Annotated in this window: 22 protein-coding genes and 1 pseudogene; 19 read left to right on the top strand and 4 right to left on the bottom strand. The window is 60.6% G+C overall.

Going from position 1 to position 18,619, the window contains the following annotated elements; genetic code table 11:
- The 10 genes and pseudogenes from ACRQ1B_RS29085 to ACRQ1B_RS29040 all read left to right on the top strand — a co-directional run.
- Positions 1-1,898, top strand: a pseudogene (locus ACRQ1B_RS29085) (Ti-type conjugative transfer relaxase TraA); the annotation flags it as partial.
- Between the two features lie 8 nt (positions 1,899-1,906).
- Positions 1,907-2,644, top strand: a complete 738-nt coding sequence (locus ACRQ1B_RS29080) for a DUF6118 family protein (protein ID WP_432297835.1) — start codon at positions 1,907-1,909, stop codon at positions 2,642-2,644.
- 55 nt (positions 2,645-2,699) lie between these two features.
- Positions 2,700-3,314: a 3'-5' exonuclease gene (locus ACRQ1B_RS29075; protein WP_432297834.1), complete on the top strand. Its 615-nt coding sequence runs from the start codon at positions 2,700-2,702 to the stop codon at positions 3,312-3,314.
- A 46-nt stretch (positions 3,315-3,360) separates the two neighbouring features.
- Positions 3,361-4,368 carry a serine hydrolase domain-containing protein gene (locus ACRQ1B_RS29070; RefSeq protein WP_432297833.1) on the top strand — a complete coding sequence of 336 codons (1,008 nt, stop codon included), beginning with the start codon at positions 3,361-3,363 and terminating at the stop codon, positions 4,366-4,368.
- A 58-nt stretch (positions 4,369-4,426) separates the two neighbouring features.
- The gene (locus ACRQ1B_RS29065) at positions 4,427-5,071 is read left to right on the top strand and encodes an alpha/beta fold hydrolase (protein ID WP_432297831.1); all 645 of its coding nucleotides are present in this window, start codon (positions 4,427-4,429) and stop codon (positions 5,069-5,071) included.
- 206 nt (positions 5,072-5,277) lie between these two features.
- On the top strand, positions 5,278-5,715 hold the full coding sequence (locus tag ACRQ1B_RS29060) for a VOC family protein (protein ID WP_432297830.1): 438 nt from the start codon (positions 5,278-5,280) through the stop codon (positions 5,713-5,715).
- Between the two features lie 66 nt (positions 5,716-5,781).
- Positions 5,782-6,393, top strand: coding sequence for a uridine kinase family protein (locus ACRQ1B_RS29055; RefSeq protein ID WP_432297829.1), 612 nt, complete (start codon positions 5,782-5,784; stop codon positions 6,391-6,393).
- A gap of 175 nt (positions 6,394-6,568) precedes the next feature.
- Positions 6,569-7,300, top strand: a complete 732-nt coding sequence (locus ACRQ1B_RS29050; RefSeq protein ID WP_432297828.1) for a glutathione S-transferase family protein — start codon at positions 6,569-6,571, stop codon at positions 7,298-7,300.
- The gene (locus ACRQ1B_RS29045) at positions 7,293-7,961 is read left to right on the top strand and encodes an HD domain-containing protein (RefSeq protein WP_432297826.1); all 669 of its coding nucleotides are present in this window, start codon (positions 7,293-7,295) and stop codon (positions 7,959-7,961) included. Before ACRQ1B_RS29050 ends, ACRQ1B_RS29045 begins: the two co-directional genes overlap by 8 nt.
- A gap of 185 nt (positions 7,962-8,146) precedes the next feature.
- On the top strand, positions 8,147-8,872 hold the full coding sequence (locus tag ACRQ1B_RS29040; RefSeq protein ID WP_432297824.1) for a glyoxalase superfamily protein: 726 nt from the start codon (positions 8,147-8,149) through the stop codon (positions 8,870-8,872).
- Between the two features lie 104 nt (positions 8,873-8,976).
- Here ACRQ1B_RS29040 and ACRQ1B_RS29035 read toward each other — a convergent pair whose 3' ends face one another.
- Positions 8,977-9,537 (bottom strand): AAA family ATPase, encoded by a 561-nt coding sequence (locus tag ACRQ1B_RS29035; RefSeq protein ID WP_432297823.1) that lies wholly within the window; start codon positions 9,535-9,537, stop codon positions 8,977-8,979.
- A 313-nt stretch (positions 9,538-9,850) separates the two neighbouring features.
- Here ACRQ1B_RS29035 and ACRQ1B_RS29030 point away from each other — a divergent pair, with 313 nt between their 5' ends.
- The 8 genes from ACRQ1B_RS29030 to ACRQ1B_RS28995 all read left to right on the top strand — a co-directional run bounded on the left by ACRQ1B_RS29030 (position 9,851) and on the right by ACRQ1B_RS28995 (position 14,165).
- Entirely contained in the window at positions 9,851-10,417 is a 567-nt protein-coding gene (locus tag ACRQ1B_RS29030) for a recombinase family protein (protein WP_432297822.1), read from the top strand.
- Between the two features lie 151 nt (positions 10,418-10,568).
- On the top strand, positions 10,569-10,796 hold the full coding sequence (locus ACRQ1B_RS29025) for a ribbon-helix-helix protein, CopG family (protein ID WP_174109847.1): 228 nt from the start codon (positions 10,569-10,571) through the stop codon (positions 10,794-10,796).
- A gap of 197 nt (positions 10,797-10,993) precedes the next feature.
- Positions 10,994-11,704, top strand: a complete 711-nt coding sequence (locus ACRQ1B_RS29020) for a helix-turn-helix domain-containing protein (RefSeq protein WP_432297819.1) — start codon at positions 10,994-10,996, stop codon at positions 11,702-11,704.
- Between the two features lie 275 nt (positions 11,705-11,979).
- Complete coding sequence (locus tag ACRQ1B_RS29015; protein WP_377307372.1) at positions 11,980-12,249, top strand: CopG family ribbon-helix-helix protein; 270 nt, start codon at positions 11,980-11,982, stop codon at positions 12,247-12,249.
- A complete protein-coding gene (locus ACRQ1B_RS29010) occupies positions 12,246-12,554 on the top strand; it encodes a type II toxin-antitoxin system RelE/ParE family toxin (protein ID WP_432297818.1) in 309 nt (102 codons plus the stop codon). Before ACRQ1B_RS29015 ends, ACRQ1B_RS29010 begins: the two co-directional genes overlap by 4 nt.
- A 67-nt stretch (positions 12,555-12,621) precedes the next feature.
- Complete coding sequence (parA, locus tag ACRQ1B_RS29005) at positions 12,622-13,242, top strand: ParA family partition ATPase (protein ID WP_432297817.1); 621 nt, start codon at positions 12,622-12,624, stop codon at positions 13,240-13,242.
- 40 nt (positions 13,243-13,282) lie between these two features.
- Positions 13,283-13,576 carry a hypothetical protein gene (locus ACRQ1B_RS29000; RefSeq protein WP_432297816.1) on the top strand — a complete coding sequence of 98 codons (294 nt, stop codon included), beginning with the start codon at positions 13,283-13,285 and terminating at the stop codon, positions 13,574-13,576.
- Between the two features lie 112 nt (positions 13,577-13,688).
- Positions 13,689-14,165, top strand: coding sequence for a hypothetical protein (locus ACRQ1B_RS28995; RefSeq protein WP_432297815.1), 477 nt, complete (start codon positions 13,689-13,691; stop codon positions 14,163-14,165).
- Positions 14,166-14,211: 46 nt separating this feature from the next.
- On the opposite strand, the gene ACRQ1B_RS28990 is transcribed toward ACRQ1B_RS28995, so the two are convergent.
- The 3 genes from ACRQ1B_RS28990 to ACRQ1B_RS28980 all read right to left on the bottom strand — a co-directional run bounded on the left by ACRQ1B_RS28990 (position 14,212) and on the right by ACRQ1B_RS28980 (position 16,455).
- A complete protein-coding gene (locus tag ACRQ1B_RS28990) occupies positions 14,212-14,430 on the bottom strand; it encodes an I78 family peptidase inhibitor (protein ID WP_432297813.1) in 219 nt (72 codons plus the stop codon).
- A 73-nt stretch (positions 14,431-14,503) separates the two neighbouring features.
- The gene (locus tag ACRQ1B_RS28985; RefSeq protein WP_432297812.1) at positions 14,504-16,168 is read right to left on the bottom strand and encodes a type IV secretory system conjugative DNA transfer family protein; all 1,665 of its coding nucleotides are present in this window, start codon (positions 16,166-16,168) and stop codon (positions 14,504-14,506) included.
- On the bottom strand, positions 16,165-16,455 hold the full coding sequence (locus tag ACRQ1B_RS28980) for a mobilization protein (protein ID WP_432297811.1): 291 nt from the start codon (positions 16,453-16,455) through the stop codon (positions 16,165-16,167). Before ACRQ1B_RS28980 ends, ACRQ1B_RS28985 begins: the two co-directional genes overlap by 4 nt.
- Before the next feature lie 260 nt (positions 16,456-16,715).
- On the opposite strand from ACRQ1B_RS28980, the gene traA reads away from it, so the two are divergent.
- Positions 16,716-18,619, top strand: a 1,904-nt coding sequence (gene traA, locus ACRQ1B_RS28975; protein ID WP_432297810.1) for a Ti-type conjugative transfer relaxase TraA, incomplete at its 3' end; no start/stop codon positions are given.

The following is an 18,619-nucleotide window of genomic DNA, read 5'->3' as shown; positions in this document are numbered from 1 at the left end:
CGCGGGTGGCGATGGCGCATCGCCGGGCCGATGTGCGCGCCATCAACGACGGGATCAGATCGGCCCTGCAGGAGCGTGGCGAGCTTGCAAGGGCAGAGGTGCCGGGCGAGACTGTCGAGCATCGCGAAGGGGTTGGCCGGGCACTGACGTTCCAGACCAATGACGGCAAGCGCGAATTCGCGCCGGGCGACCGCCTCGTGTTCCTTGAGAACGATCGCGACCTTGGCGTCAAGAACGGGATGCTTGCGACGGTCGAGCGCGTCGAGGCCGGCCGACCGGGTGCCGGCCCCAGGATCGTCGCCCAGCTCGACGGCCCAGGCGGCAAGGGAAGCGGCGACAGCATCAGTATACCGACCGACGACTATCGGGCGTTCGACCACGGCTATGCGACGACGATCCACAAGAACCAGGGCGCGACGGTCGACCGCGCCTTTGTGATGGCGTCGGCCACGATGGACCGGCATCTCACCTATGTCGCCATGACCCGGCATCGCGACGGCGTGCAGCTCTATGCCGGCATGGACGAGTTTGCCGGCCGCAACGCGGGCCGCCTGGTCGAGCACGGGGCCGCGCCCTATCAGAACGACCCGAAGAACCGCGACAGTTATTTCGTGACGCTGGAAAACGATCGCGGCCAGAAACACACGATTTGGGGCGTGGACCTTGAGCGCGCCATGAAGGAAGCCGGACCGGAGATCGGGGACAAGATCGGCCTTGAGCATCGCGGATCGGAGACGGTGCGCCTTCCAGACGGCACAACGGCCGAGCGCAATGCGTGGAAGGTGCATGAGGGCGGCGAGCTGGCCTACGCCCAACTTGAAAGCCGGCTCAGCCGATCGGGCGTGAAGGAAACGACGCTCGATTACACGCGCGATTTCGCCGAGCGGCGCGGGATCGCGGAGCAAATGGGGGTCACAAGCGAGATCGAGCTACGTCCGGACAGGGAGTCGATGCAGGAGCAAACCCGGGCCGAGCGTCATTCACAGGATCGGGCACAGCGGCCGGGCATCGAGGCCGAAAAAGTGGCCGAGGATCTCGCCCAGGATCGCGGCGACGATCGGCAGCAGCGTCAGCGCCGAGGCATGTTCGACGGCCTGAAACTCGGGCGCAGCGCAGCCGCCGAGCGGCCGGCCGCAGAGAACCGCCCCGAGCAGGCCCAGGAGCGGCCGGAGAGGGCAGAGACACCCCGGCGCAGCATGTTCGACGGTCTGAAGCTCAATGCAGGCCGTGGGGCATCTCAGCCCGGCCAAGAGCCGCCGGAAAGAGGGGAGCGGTTGCGGGATGCGTCGGCGCCGGATCGCGCCCATACCGACAGTCTGGCAGATCGCTTGCGGCGGCCGAACGACATGGAACGCGCCGTCGAGCGCTATGCGCGGGCCTTCGATGGGGCGGACAGGAACGTTCGCGAGGGGGTGCCGATCCTCGAAGCGCAACGCCAGGAATTGCGACAGGCCGGCCAGCAGCTCGACCAGGCCCGGCCGGGAGGGGCGGCGCTGATGGTGTCGGCCTTGCAGCACGATCCGGAGACGCGACGGGCGATGACCGAGCTTTCCGGCCGCGAGCGCACCGGCCAGCTCGTCGCCGGCATGGATCGGGAGCGGGCCGCACTGGCGGACCCGAACGTCAGGGCCGAGCGCTTCGTCAACCGCTGGCAGGAGCTCCAGGGCGAACGCCAGGGGCTTCGCGGCTGGCAGCATGATGAGGCGCGCGGAAAGGTTGAGGGGGAAATGCGCGGCATGGTGAAGGGCCTTGAGCGCGATCCCCAGGTTGAATCGGTCCTGCGTAATCGGAGCCAGGACCTCGGAATCGGTCATGTGCGCCAGAGCGAAAGTCTCGCCCGCAACATGGAGCAGAGCCTTTCGCGCGGCCGGAGCCAGAGCCTTGGAATGGAACGATAGGAGACGCGATGACGGATTATAGCGAGGGAGCAGAACCGGACGAGCAGAACGCAGGAACCGACCCGGCCCAGGCTTTCGATACATTACGGCGATCGATCGAGAAGCTGACGCGCGATGTCGGCGGCGAAATGACGGTCATCCGCAAGGGCGTGGAAGCGGCGTTCGAGGAATTCGAGAAAATCCACCAGCCGCCCGATTACGGCCCCGAGCTTGGCCGCATCGTCAAACAGGTTGCCGTCGTCGGCCAGCATCTCGAAGCTTTGCAGAAATTGCCGGCGCTCAGGAACGGCCCGGATCACTACGCCCGCGCGCTCGAGAACGCCGGCGATCGGGTTTCGGAGGGGGCAGGGCGCACGATCGAAGCTCGAGGACAAGCCCTCGAGCGCGTGACCGGCGATCTTCGCGAGTTCGTCAGGACCGCACGGGAGCGCCGTGAACAGGATTGGTGGCTTTGTGGTGTGGGGGCGGCCGGTTTGATCCTCGGCCTCATGCTGACTCTGTTCGCGCCGCGCGTGCTGCCCGGCTCGGTCGATATGGCCGTTGCGTCGACTGCCATGAACGCTGATCGATGGAACGCCGGCATCGCGCTGATGCAGTCGGCAAGCCCCGGAGGGTGGCGCAACCTGGTCGATGCCAACAGCCTGGTACGCGCTAATCAGGAGGCGCTTGCCGCGTGCGCCGAGACGGCCGCCAAGGCGAAGAAAGATCAGCGCTGCACAATCAACGTTTCAGTGCCGGCGCAATGAAACAGGATTATCTTGTGACAGAAATCATTCGTTAGAAATTAGAGGAAGATGATTTATGAAAACTGCGATCGTATTTGACTGCGAATTTCTTTGCCTCGAAGGCTCTCAGCGCCGGTTCTGGTGCGCGGCTCACGATCCCGATCCTGTCATCGCGCAGATCGGTGCTGTCAAGCTTGGGCTTGAAGGTGATTTTCCTCTTTTGGGGACATACAAAGCCTATGTCCGGCCGATCGACCGGTTTGGCAACAGGTATGCCATCGATCCGTTCTTCACCAAGCTGACCGGTATTACCGAAGAGAACATCGAGGCTGAGGGCGTATCCTTGCAGGATGCCCTTGCCGGTGTCGATAGCTTCTCGGAGGGCGTGCGATTTTGGTCATGGGGCAAGGACGAGCTGAATATGGTAGCGATCAGCTGTTACGTCGCCGGTGTCCATCCTCCTATTCCGGCCCATCGTTTTGACAATGCCGTCAAGCTTCTGCTTGCAGCAGGTATGCCGATCGAGGATTTGGCGAAGACACCTAGCAACAAGCTTGCCGACTATTATGGTCTTGAGCATCCCCCATTACAGGGCCACGACGCGCTCGATGATGCGCTTTCGATATCCTATACCTTGCAGCATCTTATGAAGGACGGAAAGTTGCAGCCTGACGTCTTCGACCGTGCGTAGTAGTCGCGGGTTTTGGGATTTTTGCGACAAGAATTCAGGGATATTTATGCGAGAAATTGTCTTTGCCATTACTGCCTTAATCTTCTTTTCCATCGTAGGAAATGCAGGCGCGCAGCCGTGGCAAAGCGCCGATCCTGCGTCGTCTGGCTGGTCTGTCGAGAAGCTGAATTCGGCGCAGGACTATGCCGCCAGCCTGAAATCCACGGCTGTCATGGTTGTGCAGGACGGCAAGGTGATCGCCAGTTGGGGCGACGTGTCCCGCGAGGTGAATGTCGCTTCCGTTCGCAAGAGCCTGTTGAGCGCGCTTTACGGCATCGCGGTTTCGGAGGGTCGGATCAGTCTCGCCAGCACCCTTGCCGATCTCGGCATTGACGATAAGGCCCCGGTTCTCACGGCGACCGAGAAGCAGGCGACCGTGCGCGATCTGCTTATGGCGCGATCCGGCATCTATCATCCTGCCGCCTACGAAACCGGGGACATGCGGCGGAACAGGCCCGAGCGCGGCAGTCACGCACCCGGCACCTTCTGGTGGTATAATAACTGGGATTTCAACGCGCTTGGCACGATCTATCGGCAACAGACCGGGGAGGACATTTTCCGTAGCTTCGCGCAGCGGATCGCCGCGCCGATCGGCATGGAGGATTTTTCGGCACGGGATGGCAGGTATATCGCTGAACGTCAGTCGGAGCACCCGGCTTATCCGTTCAATCTCAGCGCCAGAGACGCGGCCCGCTTCGGCCAGCTCTTTCTTGATGGCGGCCGGTGGAACGGTAGGCAAATTATCCCGGCCTCGTGGGTGAGAGAGTCCACTACCGCCTATTCCCTCACTGATCGCGGGAGCATGGGATACGGCTATCTTTGGTGGACGCTGAATCCCCAAGTCTTCGGCCCCGGCGCTGCCCTTGCTTCCGGTTATGGCGGCCAAGCCATCGCCTTCGTTCCGTCAAAGCGGCTGGTTGTGGTGCAGATCGTTGACCCGGCACAGAACGCGAAGGGCGTGCGAACCAGCCATTTCGTCAACCTGTTGCAGGAGATCGAGAAGGCAGCTCCATAACGCGCGCTGATCGGGTCGGAGATTTCGGGATTCTTGCTACAAAAAACAAGACAGGTTCATGCATCTATTCAATGTCATTATCGCGGCCCTAGCCATTTCCTTTCTTCCAGCAGGAGCCAACGCTCAAGCGCCTCTACAAGAGTTCACCGTGCCAACCGCCAGCGGCGGGATTTTGGTCGAGAGCTTCGGGAACTGCGCGAACGCAACTTGCCCGGCTGTAGTGATCTTGAGCGGCAGCAAGGGTTTTGGAGCCGCCGTCTATGACGAGATCGGCCAGACGTTCCGGGCGGCGGGTTTGAATGCCTATCTCGTTCACGTCCTGTCCGTGGCCGATCTCGACGCCATCGCCACGGCGGGCAGCGCGCGGGCGCGCATCGCCTATTATGCGCAGCGGTTGCCGGACTGGATTTCCGCCGTTCAAGGTGTAGCCGCCCATCTTGAGGGGCAATCGCGTCACGGCGGTAAGGTCGGCGTTCTCGGAATCTCCCTTGGCGCGCAAATCGCTTCTGCGGCTTCGGTCGGGCGAAGCGACATTGACGCCCTGGTGCTGGTCGATGGCGGTTTCCCGAACGGTTATTCGCAGCCTGTCCGCTCAGCCGCCCCTGCATTTGATTTGGGGCAGCGCCGACCAGACTTTCCCCTTGTCGATCGGCCGGGAGCTGCAACGGACGGCGCAACAGCTTGGCGGACCTGTTACCCTTGATGTTTACGAGGGCGGCGGACACGACTTTTTCTTGAGAGCGGGAACCCGCAATGCCAGCGCAGCGCACCGGAGCGCGGCCGATTTTCTTACATCGCACTTGTCGCGCTAATCCTGAACCCTGCCTCAAACTCGCCTGGTGCCATCGGTTCGACCAAGTTTCAGGTATTTTGGTAGATGTGATTCAGGACGATGAAGCGAGGATTAGAATGGCCGAAGACATCAGCATTCAGCTTTCTTTGTTTGTTGAACATGGGCGTGAGCGAGAAGCTGCGAATTTCTACGAGGCGGCTTTCGGGGCGCAGGAGGTAGACACTTACAGCATAGACGGCGCTCTCGCGGGCGTGGCCATGCGGTTCGGTGAGCTGCCGGTGACGGTCGCCGGCTCCAATCCGAATCGTGAAAAGATGCCCTCCTATGGCGGGCCGTTCTTCCCGAAGCAGGCCGGGGCAGTCAGTGCGATATTTCAGATCAATGTTGCCGATATTGATGCCGTCTTCGGGCACGCCGTTGCGGCCGGCGCTGTGATCCGTGACCAAATCCAGACCGACACGCTCGGCCGGCGTATAGCCTCGATCTTCGACCCCTTCGGCCACATTTGGGCGCTTGTGGAACGGAAGCCGGAAGCTGCCGCGCTGGCTGCGTGACCGTCGCACTTCTCCCGGAGCCCGCCATTGTCGCGGGCTTTGGGAATCATCGAAGTTGATTGAACAATGAAGCCACCTGAACTCCATATATCCGAGAGAATAGAAGCTCTCCGCGCAGAACTCGCACGCCCTGTTGTCGTAGCGCTCGACGGGGGAAGCGGCTCCGGCAAGTCAACGATTGCGGCAAGGTTGGCGAAGCTGGCCGACATAGCCTTGGTTACGCTGGACGACTTCTATCAGACGCAGGTTCCCGAATCCGAGTGGCCCCATAAAACCGTGGCGGAACGGTTGAACGGCGTTTTCGAGTGGGACCGCGTTCGCGAGGCAATAGGGCCTCTACGCAAGGGGGAACCTGCACAGTGGCGAGCTTTCGACTTCATGCAGGGACTAGGCCCGGACGGCACTTACAGCCTCAAGGACGAATTTACCGAAGTCGCGCCAGCGCCCACGATTCTGCTCGAAGGAGCTTATTCCGCATCTCCGTTCCTTCGGGATTTGATCGACCTCGCCGTGATCGTGGATGTACCGACCAAAGTGCGGCATGAACGGACTGCTGCGCGCGAACAGGGCGCGGAGGACTTCTTAGCCGGGTGGCACGCTGTTTGGGATGATGTTGAAAGCTACTATTTCGAGCGCGTCTGCCCGCCAAGGTCTTTTGATCTGGTGATCCAGAACTAAATTCCTCCGCGCCCCTTATGTCGCGCAACTCCTGATTTTGCAGCGTTGCAGAAGTCAGGACAACATATTGATCAAATGTCTGGACTTTTGCGAAAAATGGACACGGCATCATAAACTTGTATCGATCGGCAGCTTAGCTGAAAGATGATGCTTTCGATTCATCCAAGGAATTGCGATGACAATTGTTCTTTATGATCTTGTCGGTTCCAGCGTTGATATCCGCTTCAGCCCTCATTGCTGGAAAACGCGCATGTCTCTAGCTCACAAGGGGCTTGAGTATCAGACCGTTCCGACGACTTTTGTCGGGGTTCCGCAGGTCGAGAACGGGGCTTCCAGAACGATCCCCGTCATTCGCGATGGCGAGCGGGTCATTGCCGATTCCTTTGCGATCGCGCTCTACCTCGATGAAGCCTATCCCGCGCGCCCTGCCTTGTTCGATGGTGACGGTGGTAGATCGATGGCCCGTTTCATCGAGCGGTGGTCTCAGCTCACGCTTCATCCCTATATCGGGGTGGCAACCCTGATGGAGGAAGTTGGCCTCCTGGAGCCAGAAAGCGCGACCTATTTCAGGAAAAGCCGCGAAGCCAAGTTCGGACGCACACTGGAAGAGGTTGCGCAAGATCGCGGCGCGAAGCTTGCCGCATTCCGCTCAGCCTTGGAGCCGCTGCGCTCAATGTTGACCTACCAGCCTTTCATTGGCGGCTCGTCGCCGCTCTTCCCCGACTATATCGTCTTCGGCGCTTTCCAATGGGTGAGAACGACGACGACATTTCAAATTCTGGAAGAAAACGACCCGATGAACATCTGGTTTGAGCGGTGCCTGAATTTGCATGGGGGTCTCGGTCGCTCCTTTGCAGCCGCGATCACCATGGCGTCGGTCAGCGAAGAGGAAACTGCCGGTGTCTGATCCGCTTCAGAATCCAACCGCTGCCCTTGCTCTCCTTGACTTCTTTAGATTGGCTGAACGCCTCAAAGCCGAGCTGCGCCACTCATGGTTATCAGACGGCCGGCAGGAGAGCGTAGCCGAACACACATGGATGATGGCGCTCATGGCTATTACGCTGGCGCCGATCCTCGAACACCCCGTCGATCTCGGCCATGTTCTCAAGCTGATCATTGTGCATGACCTTGCAGAGGCGGAGGTGGGCGATATTCCCGTTTTCGAGGTATCCGATCGTAAGAACGCCAAAATGGAAGCAGAACTCGCGGCCATGTCCGAGATTCAAGCCATGCTTCCCGGTGAGAGCGGGAGGCTCATTTCGTCGCTGTGGCACGAATACGAAGCCGCGACGACGCCCGAAGCCCGGTTTGCGCGGGCGCTCGACCACCTCGAAGTGCAAGCTCAACACAATCTGGCAAGTCTCGATACGTGGGAGCCAGCCGAGCACGATCTCGTCTACACGAAAATGGATGACAGGTGCGCATACGATAGTGCTTTGCGGGCAATGGTTCAGGCCATCAGAGTCCAGGCAGAGGAAAAGCTCGCGGATGGCGGCTACGATGTTTCCGCCTTGAGAGTCCGGCATGGCGTCCCTTCGTCAGCATCGAAAGATTCGCAGAAATGCTGACTTCAGATCCTGTTGACTGTTTCCTCATGCATGTTAGCCTCGATTCGAGGCATATACGGCCTGCCGCCCGCCCCCGCTTTGGGGATGGTGAACGTATGATTATCGTGGTTTGACCTCAATTTCAGGGGCGATCCGTCAGCAATGCGGGCACTGGCTTTCGAATTCGCCCCTTGCGAGGAAAAACCATGCACTCCTATCTCGACGCCAAATTAATGGCGAAAGCACTGCGGCAAGCTCTTGCCGAGCGGAAGGTGTCATTGACACACAGTGACTGCCTTGAACTCGTCGCGAAGCAATACGGCCTGCCAGACTGGAATACGCTTGCGGCACGTATAGATGCCGCAAGCCCGACCTTAACGGCCCTCCCGCTGCCACGCGATTGGGCAATCACCAATCAGACAGATCAGAAATATTATCGCGCCGGTATCGACCCACGCGAGGCAGGAACAGCACTTGTTGAAAGCCGCCTGAAACGGGAAAGTGGCGTTGATCTTTCCGGCGATCATTTTGCAAGCCTCATGCAGAGTGTGCTGGCCGATCATTTCACGGGTGAGCGGGTCAAGCTGTCGGCGGAGCTAACAACGGAAGACGCCGATGCAGGCTCGATCTGGATGCGTGTAGATGACGCGACTGGCCGCGTTCTACGCTTCGACAACATGCTGCGGCGAAAGCAGCATGGCGCACTTTCTGGAACCGAGCCTTGGGCAGAAAGAAGCATCATTCTCGACGTGCCGGAAGACGCGATGACCCTGCACTATGGCGTGATCTTGAAGGGATACGGACAGGTCAGGGCGCGCGCATTCGATCTTTCAACAGTTGATCGCGGGGTGCCGGTGACGACTGGAAGAGGGCCATTTCTCGACAAGCCTTCGAACCTCGATTTCTCTGAGACCGAAGTGATGCAGGCTTGATTGAAATTGTCGCGAAACTCACTCGCGAAAGTCTGACTTTTGCGAGTGAGTTTCGCGACAAAAATTTCCTTGATTTTTCAAGGGCGGCGATTTCGGCGCAAATGTTAGGAGATTTGCGACATAGCTCGCAGACTGTCCGCCATGAAGTCGGCGCGCTGCTCGATCCCCACCAGCGGAAGCTCAACAATCTGATACCCTAACCGAGAATAAGTTTCAGCCATGACCCGGCCGGTTGCCTCGGCCTCTTGCCGATCCTGTTTGCGCTCGGTGTCCTGCGTGAAAATGGCGTCCCAATACGGGGCCAGGAAAACCCGCTTGCTGTAAGGATGGATTTGCGCGGCCGCCTCGATATGAGCTGGGACAGGCATGCCGCAGAGGGTGAGATAGCCGACAACATCAGGTATACCGCGATCCATCAGGACAAGCGCGTCACTTGCAAGAGCCTCGTGGTAGGAACGCAGTTCCCAACCCAACATAAGTTCGGCAAAGATAGCCCGATCCGCCCAAGGCAAGGCTGGTCCGCCGATCCTGACCTGATCTTGTATGATCGCACGACCGGCCTCGGGCATCGTGCGGAAGCCGCGCCGGGTCATGGCGTTAATTAGACTACTTTTGCCGGAACCGGGGCCGCCGGTCACGACGAACATATGTTCGGCGTTAGCCATAGAAACTCCTTCCGCGTATGCGGTGAGATTGCATTGAATTTTAGGGATGAAGCGCAGGCCGGAACCGCAATTTATTGCGGTAGGCGATGCAAGGGGCTGAAACCTGATGTTATTTTCAGGCTTGCCAAGCATCAAAGTAGATCGAAAGAATGTTGAAGTCTAGGGAGCTTGGGTCGATATCAGCCACCCGTCGCAAAATTCCCGAGTTTTTCGTGATTTCGCGCCTGATATTTGTCTTGTCGCAAAATACATATTTCCGCGACGGATTGCACGCGGTAGATTCCGGACAGCGCCACAGCAAACGGAAACCGCCTTGTTCATTGGATATGCCCGCGTTTCGACAGACGATCAGACCCTGGACCAACAGCGCGCGGCGCTGAAGGCGGCGGGGTGCAAGCGCATCTTTGAGGAAAAGGTGTCCGGAGCGAAACGCGATCGGCCGCAACTCACTGCGTTGCTCGACCAGCTCCGCGATGGCGACGTGGTTACAATCACCCGGCTGGACCGCCTCGCGCGATCGACGCGCGATCTTCTCGACATTGCGGAGCTGCTGGACGCGGCCAAGGCCGGCTTGCGGTCTTTGGCCGAACCATGGGCTGACACCACGTCGCCGGCCGGCCGCATGGTGCTGACCATCTTCGCCGGCATTGCCGAGTTCGAGCGTTCCCTAATTCATGAGCGCACCAGTAGCGGCCGAGCCGCTGCGAAGACGAAAGGCGTCCGGTTCGGCCGCCCCCCTGCCCTATCGGCCGAGCAGATCGTGCTTGCGCGCCAGCTCATCGAGGACGGCGAGAAGCCTCGCGCTGTTGCGCGAGCGTTCAAGGTCCATCCGGCGACCCTCTATCGAGCTATTGAACGTACTGGCGTCGATACGTACTGACGTATTAACGTTTATTCGAGATGTTGAGTCGGCCTCAGATTGCTTATCCGGCACTTATCAAGTGCCTCTATAGCATCCGATTTACGCGAGATTCCCGCGCCTTAGAGATAAGGGGTTGCAGAATCGCGGAAATTGCCGATTACTACTAATTATGAAGCAAGAAACGACAGAGATTCGGAGAACGGAAGAGGTTCGCAAGAACGTCGCTGCTCATCGCGCGCGGCAACTTGCTGCCGGTCGTGTCGCGCTTAACACCTATGTTCCGAGTGATGTGATCGAGGCAATCGATCACATCAAGGAGCAACGGGGTGCGCCATCGCGCATGCCGATCATCGAAGAAGCTTTGAGGTTCTATATCGAGAACGCACCGAGGGCATGAAATGAAAAACCCCTAGCCGTTAGCAGCGGCAAGGGGTTTTCGGATTACGGAAACGGCTATGTTGGAACCGCCATAAGCAGCTCCCAACATAGCCGTTCATAAGTGAACCTGCAAGATGTACGTCTTGCGGAAACGCTGAATCTTTGTCCGTTGTCCACCTTCCTCATGCCCTCCAAACGGAGAGGGACGAAGGAACTATGTTTGAACAAATTGGGGCGATGCTCGCAGGGGCATCGACCGAACGGGAACGCACGCCCGTTCGAAGGCAATCCCGCGCAGCCGGACGCTGCGAAGGGGTATTCTGGCGACGGACGAACCGTCAGGAGGTGCGCACGATCCTCCTAGCCGCCAAGCGCTATGAGCTGGCCCAGCGCCAGCCAGGCGAGCGCAGCGGGCCGCTGGGATCGGTGGCGATCGAGGTGCTAGAGCTGTTCGCTAATCTGGTGGATTTCAGGACCGGCCGGCTCGATCCGGCGATAGGCACGCTCATGGGCAAGCTCAGACGGTCGCGTGACGCGATCGTGCGGGCGCTGAAGAACTTACGGGCGCATGGCTTCCTCGACTGGCTGCGGCGCTACGTGCCGACCGGCAACGAGGGGCGCGGCCCCCAGGTGCAGCAGACGAGCAATGCCTACCGCCTGTCGCTCCCGGCCCGAGCCAGGCAGTTTCTTGGCCGCTTCGGCATGACCCCTCCCCCGCCCGACGATCATGTACAGGCCGAAGCCGAGCGCATGGCCGAGACCGAGGCGCATCGGGCAAGCCTTCCGATGGACGAACTGGCCCTGTTCGACGTGGGCGATAACCCCTTGGGACAGGCGCTTGCCCGCCTTGCGAGATCGATAAAACAACGTGAGTCCGCCAAACAGACTGAATCCCCATCTAGTTTTAAAAAAGATAGGAAAGAATAAGCGGACGCCGCTGTTCGGGACGCTATAGCGTCCCTGCGTCGGTTCCGGCCCGCGTTAAGTGCGGGCCGGCGCGGCACCTTCACATCCAAATTCACCCGCCGAGCTCGCGGAACGGTCACTATTTGCTTTCGAGAAAAGCAGGTGGTTAGGGCGGCGCGAAACGTTATTACGTTTATACGTACTAACGTTTGTACGTACGTTCTTTCCTCGAAAGGCTTGGCAGGCAGAGTTCCAATGTGTTATGGTGTACACAGTTCAACACAGGAGTTCCTGCCGTGACAGCCAGCACCACGATGACAATTCGGGTCAGTCCCGAGGTAAAGCAAAAGCTCGATCGGATCGCTACCGACACCCGGCGCAGCAAATCATTCTTGGCCGGTGAGGCCGTCGCGGCCTACGTCGAGCGCGAGCTGGAAATCATCGACGGCATTAAGCGTGGTATGGCCGATGCGGCGGCTGGCCGAGTCGTGCCGCATGATCAGGCCATGGCCGAACTCTACGGCGTGATCGACGCAGCGGAAGCAAAACGAGCTGGCAAGGCGTGAGGCGGCCTGTCACGTGGGCGCGCGAAGCGCTGAACGACATGCGGGAGCAAATCGCGTTTATCGCCGAGGACAATCCTGCGGCGGCGCGACGTGTCGCGGATCGACTCCGAGACACAGGCGAGGCCCTTGGCGAAATCGCGACCGGTCGGCCCGGTCGAGTGACCGGCACCTATGAGAAGTCTGTCATCCGCCTGCCCTACATTATTTCCTATGAGTTGCGGCCGATCGCCAGCCGTGAAAGCGTCGTCATCTTACGTGTGATCCACACGGCGCGGGACTGGCCCGCAGAGGAATGGCCGCACTGAATTAAAGACGTCTTAACGTCTTTAGCTGTATACTTGGATACGTATTGACGCAAAAAAGGATTAACGCATGAACGTGATTGCGTTTTTAAGTCAGAAGGGCGGAAGCGGCAAAACCACGTTGTCCGTTCATACCGCTGTTGCGGCCGAAGCCAGCGGCGAGCGGGTTTGCGTCATCGATGCCGATCCCCAGGAGAGCGCCACGGCTTGGGCGAACGCACGGGAGGCGCAAACGCCGATCGTGGCGACAGCCCAGGCCGGCGACCTAGAGGCGGCGCTCAAAGCGGCCAAGGATGAGGGCATGAGCCTCGTCGTGGTGGACAGCCCACCACACGCAGCTCCGGCTGCCAGTCAGATCGCCAGACGTTCGGAACTTGTCTTGATTCCAGTTCGTCCTTCGGCCTTCGACCTTGCAGCGGTCCCGGCCGCCGTGGAGATCATCAGGGCCGCGAAGGTGCGCGGCGCTTTCATCTTGTCGGCTTGCCCGTTCCGAGCGCCGGAGATTGGGGAAACACGCGCTGCGCTGGAAGCGTATGGCCTGCCAATCGTTCCCCACGAAATCACAGACAGGCGATCATTCTCCCGCGCGGTGACGACTGGCAGCGCCGTGACCGAGTTCGAGAGTGACGGAAAGGCGGCCGAGGAAATACGCGCTCTTTGGGCTTGGATCAAAGATACGCTAAAACGTTAATAGCTCGATACGTATCAGCGTAAAGTAAGGAGGTTCTTAGATGGCGACCAAGAAAACCGGGCTTGCGGCCTTCACCCGTCCGAAGGCGACGGAGAATGCCGGCGACATGATGAACGAGGCGGCGCGACCAAGCGTCGAGATTCCGACGCCGAGGCGCAAAAGGGGCGGGGGCGAAACCGTTGCGCTCACGGTGAAGGTACGGCGGTCGGACTGGCAGCGCCTGCGTCAGCTCGCAGATGCCGAGGGAACGACGATCCAAGCCATGGCCGAGGTGGGATTTTCGGCCGTGCTTGGCGAACATGGTTTGCCGCCAATTGAGCCGTATTCACGTTGATACGCTAATACGTAAATAGCTAAAGTCGTGCTTGTAGCCCGCCCCCGGCCGCCCCTACGGCCCTTTATGGAGAGAGCGGGCCGGCCGAGGGCTACCGTCGAAGGAACACGAAATGACCAGAGGATTGGAAAAGGCGCTCGCTGCCGTCCGCCATGACAACAGGGCAACGGTCATGAGCGCGGCCGAGATCGAGGCGCATCGCGTCTTTCTCACGGGCCTCGGTATCACGCCCCAAGAGATCGACCTGACAATCAATGTCATCCACTCGACGTTACGCGGGGACGAGGTTGCCATGCCCGACTATATCATTCCGCTCATGCCGGCGACGTGGGTTCGCGATTACGTCGAGGGAGATCGGCGGCAGTACGAACGCCGCCCGCATCTTTGGAGTACGGCAGACCGGAGTTGGTTTACACAACGCGCCAGCTTCTATGATCTGGCGGCCATCGTGATGGATTTGCGGGTGCGGCAGGGCGACGGGGCAGCGGTCGGCGCTGCCGATGCGGTGAGAGCCCATGCGGGTTTCTTGCGGGCGTTCCAGGGGCACGAGCCCGGCCCGGAGGCGAGCGCGCTCCCCATCGCGCCGTAGAGAGCCGGAGGGCCGTACTCAGAAGTCCGGCGTTAGCCGGGTCCGTTTAGCCGCAGGACGCGGCCGTGATCCGGCCGGTTGCCGGGTCGGACTCGATGGTGAGACGCGTATTGCTGTAGTTTTGGATGACGGGTTGACCTGGTGCGATTTGGCGCACGGAGCCAGCCCCGGTGAGCCGCTTGGCCTCGTCGTCAGTTATCCTGGGCCGGCCGATGAGGCGTTGCGCTGCATCGGGATTGCAGATGTCCGTTTCGGCCGTAGCCATAGGGGCGGGGGCCTGAGTGCAGGCGGCAAGCGCCAGAAGCGTTCCGATCGCAACAAGGAGAGGTAGGGGGTACTTAGGCGGCATCGAACACCCCTTTGAATTCCGGATCGGCATAATAGGCGAGCTTGCCGGCGACGATCGGCCGTTGCCCGGCCAGGAACAGCAGTTCGAGATTCTCCGGTAGATTGCGGACCTCATCAGGGGTCAGCAGCGGTCGGCCGACATGCTGTTCCCCGTAGGAGATCCCCGACTTATCGGAATCGAGGGCGCGGCCCATGGTCTGGAACACGACCGTTTCCTGCCCGAGCAGATCGGAGACGAGCCGGGCGCTTTCATGATCGTTGACGCCGAAGATTTGCAGGACGCCGGCATTCGACAGGAAGGTGCCGGCGCGCTGCCCATAGGTGGCGCGCAGCTGGTGAACGTCTTGCAGGATCGGCCAGAGCTGGACGCCGTAGCCGGCCATGAGGCCCATGGCGCGCTCGACGGGAGCCAGGTGGCCGAGGGTGGCGAACTCATCGAGCAGATAGAGCACCGGCACAGCGGGCTTGCCGGGCGTGCGGGCCATTTCGAGCAGGCTTTGGGTGACGAGCAGGCGCAGCCAACGCGAATAGGTCGAGAGCCGATCGGGCGGCAGGACGAGGAAGATCGTTGCCGTGCGGCCCTTGAGATCGGCAAAGCGGAAGTCCGATCGACCGAGCACGCGGGCCATGCGGGGGCTGTCGAGGAAATGGGTATGGCGCTGCGCCGCCGAGAGCACGCCGGCCGCTTCGCGATCGGACTTGCCGAGGTGACGATTGGCGGCTCGGGCGACCAGGCCGCCGGCGGCGGTCGAATCCTGCATATCCTTCAGGAGCCTGGCGAACGCTTCAGGCGCAAGCGTCAGGTTCTCCCTCAGGGTAATGAGCGAACGCCGGCTGGCCGGCTCGTGCGCGACGATATGGAGGATCATTCCCGATATGAGCGCCTTGGCTTCGTCGTTCCAATGCGCCTCGCCGGCCATGCCGGGTTCATCGAACACGAGAGCGTCGGCCAGCGTGCTCGCATCTTCGGCCACGTCCAGGCTGTTCGGGTTGAGCTGGTCGAGCGGATTGAACGCGGCCAGCGGTTCAGCCGTCGCGCCGAAAGGGTCGAGGACATGAACAGGGCCGAATTGGCGACGGGCGCGACCGGCGATCCTGGCATTCTCCCCTTTGGGATCGATGCAGATCACAGATCGGTCGGCGGTCAGCAGATTCGGGATGATGGTTCCCACACCTTTGCCGGTGCGCGTCGGGGCCATGGTCAGCAGATGGGCCGGGCCATCATAGCGCAGCAGCTTCCTTGATTTCGGATCGCGGCCGATCAGGAGACCGGAACCTGCACGGGCGAGGGCGGCTGTTTCCTTGTCTGTGGCGAAGCGGGCCGAGCCATGGGTTTCGCCTTCCAAATCCCCGAAATGCAAAATCAGCGGATTGGTGACAAGCCGGAAGGTGATTGCAATCAGTAACAGCAGCGTGACGAGATCGAGCGCGACAAAAGGAATCGATCCGGGACCGAAGCCCATTTGTTCGAGGAAGAGCCGCCCGCCCATGCCAATGACGAACGTCACAATGATGAGGATGAACAGAAGCACGAGGAACGGCTTCCAGATGCGAAACGGCATGGCGATCAGCGAGAGGAACGCCCATAGAGGGTCACGGGCAGCCGCGCGCATCATGTTCTTGAAAGCGGCCCATGCAAGTTTTGCCTGACTCATGAAGCGGCCTCCCCGGGGTTCCCCGCTGTCTTCTGTTTCAGTAGATCGTCAAAAAGCTCCTGGTCGCCGTCGCGTGTCAGAAAGCCCGGCAGTTCGCGGCGCAGCCAGTCGGTAAGGCCCTTGGAAAATTCATCGCGGTCGTTCTCCAGGCGATGCAGAACGAGCGCGCCGAGCAACACCTTGCGCCGCGTATCTCTTGTACGTTCCTCTTTTCCGAGCCGAGCCTTGAGCGCTTTTTTCTGCGCTTCCAGTTGGGCAAGCCGTTCCTCAATGGATTTTCGGGCCATGTCATCGCTCCTCTTTGATTCATGGAAATCCTATTCAAGATCGTGCGTTTTTCCAACCTCAACGTGTTTTCTGATCTTGTGCTGGTTGAAATTTACGCCCTCTTGTGCTGCAAATGCGATGTTCATTTTATCGCATCGAGGGTTCCGCGAGCGCCACACCGAGGCATTCGAGAGCGTAGCGAGCGAATTTCGAAGGGCGCACTTACGAGTTGCTTCGCAACTCAGATGCGCCGATCGCTGATCGGAAAGGGCAGGCGACGTTGGCGATCTATCATGCAAGCATGAAGCCGGTATCGCGGGCGGGCGGCAGAAGCGCCGTCGCCTCTGCCGCCTATCGTGCCGGCGAGCGCCTGACGAACGAACGCGACGGCCTCACGCATGACTTCACCCGCAAGCAGGGGATCGAGCACACCGAAATCGTGCTGCCCGAGGGCGTGAACGCCGAATGGGCCAAGAGCCGCGAAAAGCTTTGGAATGCGGCGGAGTTTGCCGAGAGCCGCAAAGACGCACGTGTCGCCCGCGAGTTTGAAATCGCGCTACCGCATGAGCTAAACCCGGACCAGGGCCTTGAGCTAACGCGATCCTTCGCCCAGGACCTGGCCGACCGCTACGGGGCAGCCGTCGATTTCGCCATTCACAGCCCGCATAGTGAGACCGACGTTCGGAACCATCACGCGCACCTGTTGATGACGACGCGGCAGGTCACAAAGGAAGGGCTTGGCGACAAGACCTATATCGAGCGGGAGAACAAGTGGCTCCTGTCGAACGATCTTCCGACTTCGCAAATGCAGCTCCGCGATATCAGGCAAGCTTGGGAGAGCCACGCAAACGAGCATCTGGCGATGGCTGGTCTGGATATCCGGATTGACCATCGTTCGCATCAGGAGCGCGGGCTTGAGCTTGAGCCGACCGAGCACATGGGCGTTCACGCCACGCAGATGCAGCGGCGCGGGCTTGAAGTGTCCCGCACCCGGCTGGACGAGGAAGCTGCGCAACGCAACGCGGACCTCATCAGGGAGAAACCGGAACAGGTTCTTACGATCGTCACCGGGGAAAAGAGCGTGTTCGATCGGCGCGATATCGCCCGGACGCTGCACCGCTACATCAACGACGACGTGCAGGAGTTTCAGAGCGCCTTTGCGAAGGTGATGGCCTCACCGGCGCTTGTCGAACTGCAGCGGGAGCGGAGCAATCCCGAGACGGGCGAGATCGAGCTTGCCCGATATTCGACCCGCGAAATGGTCGAGATCGAATCCGGCATGATCGAGCGCGCGCAGCGGATGCACGAGGCTCATAACTATGGCGTCGATCGCCGGCATGTCAGCCAAGCCATAGAGCGACAAGACGCCGCCATTCAGCGCAGCGCCGGGGGAACGTCCCCTGCGAGCGATGCTTCGGCCCGGCTGTCCGATGAGCAGCGGCGGGCGATCGAGCATGTCACCGGGCCGGAGCGGATTTCCGCCGTTGTCGGTTTCGCCGGCGCAGGCAAGTCCACCATGCTCGCGGCCGCCCGTGAGTCATGGGAGGCGCAGGGCTACACGGTTCACGGCGCGGCTTTGTCGGGGAAGGCGGCCGAGGGCTTGGAGGAGTCCTCCGGCATCCAGAGCCGCACGCTCGCGTCGTGGGATATCAACTGGCAAAACGAGAGGCGGATGCTTGGCCGCGGCGACGTGTTCGTCATCGACGAGGCCGGCATGATCGGGAGCCGGCAGATGGCCCGGTTCGTCAACGAGGCCGAAGCGCGCGGGGCGAAGATCGTTCTTGTCGGCGACCATGAGCAGCTACAGGCGATCGGGGCCGGCGCGCCGTTCCGCGCCATCGCCGAGCAGATCGGACATGCCGAGCTTTCGGAGATACGCCGGCAGCGCGTGGACTGGCAGCGGGAGGCGTCCGTCGCCTTCGCCACGCATCGCACGGCCGAGGGCCTGGCCGCCTATCGGGATAAAGGGAACATCCGGCTCAGTGAGACGAAGGACGAGGCGCGTAGCGAGATCGTGCGCGACTACCTCGCCGATCGCGAGCAGCGTCCGGATGGAACGCGGGTGGCGATGGCGCATCGCCGGGCCGATGTGCGCGCCATCAACGACGGGATCAGATCGGCCCTGCAGGAGCGTGGCGAGCTTGCAAGGGCAGAGGTGCCGGGCGAGACTGTCGAGCATCGCGA

The organism is Endobacterium panacihumi, assembly GCF_050847465.1.
GTDB classification, from domain to species: Bacteria; Pseudomonadota; Alphaproteobacteria; order Rhizobiales; family Rhizobiaceae; genus Neorhizobium; species Neorhizobium panacihumi.
Note: the sequence above shows the minus strand (reverse complement) of the source record. Positions and strands in the feature narration are given on the sequence as shown.

What these genes read in the sequence shown, in the direction of transcription:
- ACRQ1B_RS29080 (WP_432297835.1), top strand. Translation starts at nt 1,907, where the DNA reads ATGACGGATTATAGCGAGGGAGCAGAACCGGACGAGCAGAACGCAGGA.
- ACRQ1B_RS29075 (WP_432297834.1), top strand. Translation starts at nt 2,700, where the DNA reads ATGAAAACTGCGATCGTATTTGACTGCGAATTTCTTTGCCTCGAAGGC.
- ACRQ1B_RS29070 (WP_432297833.1), top strand. Translation starts at nt 3,361, where the DNA reads ATGCGAGAAATTGTCTTTGCCATTACTGCCTTAATCTTCTTTTCCATC.
- ACRQ1B_RS29065 (WP_432297831.1), top strand. Translation starts at nt 4,427, where the DNA reads ATGCATCTATTCAATGTCATTATCGCGGCCCTAGCCATTTCCTTTCTT.
- ACRQ1B_RS29060 (WP_432297830.1), top strand. Translation starts at nt 5,278, where the DNA reads ATGGCCGAAGACATCAGCATTCAGCTTTCTTTGTTTGTTGAACATGGG.
- ACRQ1B_RS29055 (WP_432297829.1), top strand. Translation starts at nt 5,782, where the DNA reads ATGAAGCCACCTGAACTCCATATATCCGAGAGAATAGAAGCTCTCCGC.
- ACRQ1B_RS29050 (WP_432297828.1), top strand. Translation starts at nt 6,569, where the DNA reads ATGACAATTGTTCTTTATGATCTTGTCGGTTCCAGCGTTGATATCCGC.
- ACRQ1B_RS29040 (WP_432297824.1), top strand. Translation starts at nt 8,147, where the DNA reads ATGCACTCCTATCTCGACGCCAAATTAATGGCGAAAGCACTGCGGCAA.
- ACRQ1B_RS29035 (WP_432297823.1), bottom strand. Translation starts at nt 9,537, where the DNA reads ATGGCTAACGCCGAACATATGTTCGTCGTGACCGGCGGCCCCGGTTCC.
- ACRQ1B_RS29025 (WP_174109847.1), top strand. Translation starts at nt 10,569, where the DNA reads ATGAAGCAAGAAACGACAGAGATTCGGAGAACGGAAGAGGTTCGCAAG.
- ACRQ1B_RS29020 (WP_432297819.1), top strand. Translation starts at nt 10,994, where the DNA reads ATGTTTGAACAAATTGGGGCGATGCTCGCAGGGGCATCGACCGAACGG.
- parA (WP_432297817.1), top strand. Translation starts at nt 12,622, where the DNA reads ATGAACGTGATTGCGTTTTTAAGTCAGAAGGGCGGAAGCGGCAAAACC.
- ACRQ1B_RS29000 (WP_432297816.1), top strand. Translation starts at nt 13,283, where the DNA reads ATGGCGACCAAGAAAACCGGGCTTGCGGCCTTCACCCGTCCGAAGGCG.
- ACRQ1B_RS28995 (WP_432297815.1), top strand. Translation starts at nt 13,689, where the DNA reads ATGACCAGAGGATTGGAAAAGGCGCTCGCTGCCGTCCGCCATGACAAC.
- ACRQ1B_RS28990 (WP_432297813.1), bottom strand. Translation starts at nt 14,430, where the DNA reads ATGGCTACGGCCGAAACGGACATCTGCAATCCCGATGCAGCGCAACGC.
- ACRQ1B_RS28985 (WP_432297812.1), bottom strand. Translation starts at nt 16,168, where the DNA reads ATGAGTCAGGCAAAACTTGCATGGGCCGCTTTCAAGAACATGATGCGC.
- ACRQ1B_RS28980 (WP_432297811.1), bottom strand. Translation starts at nt 16,455, where the DNA reads ATGGCCCGAAAATCCATTGAGGAACGGCTTGCCCAACTGGAAGCGCAG.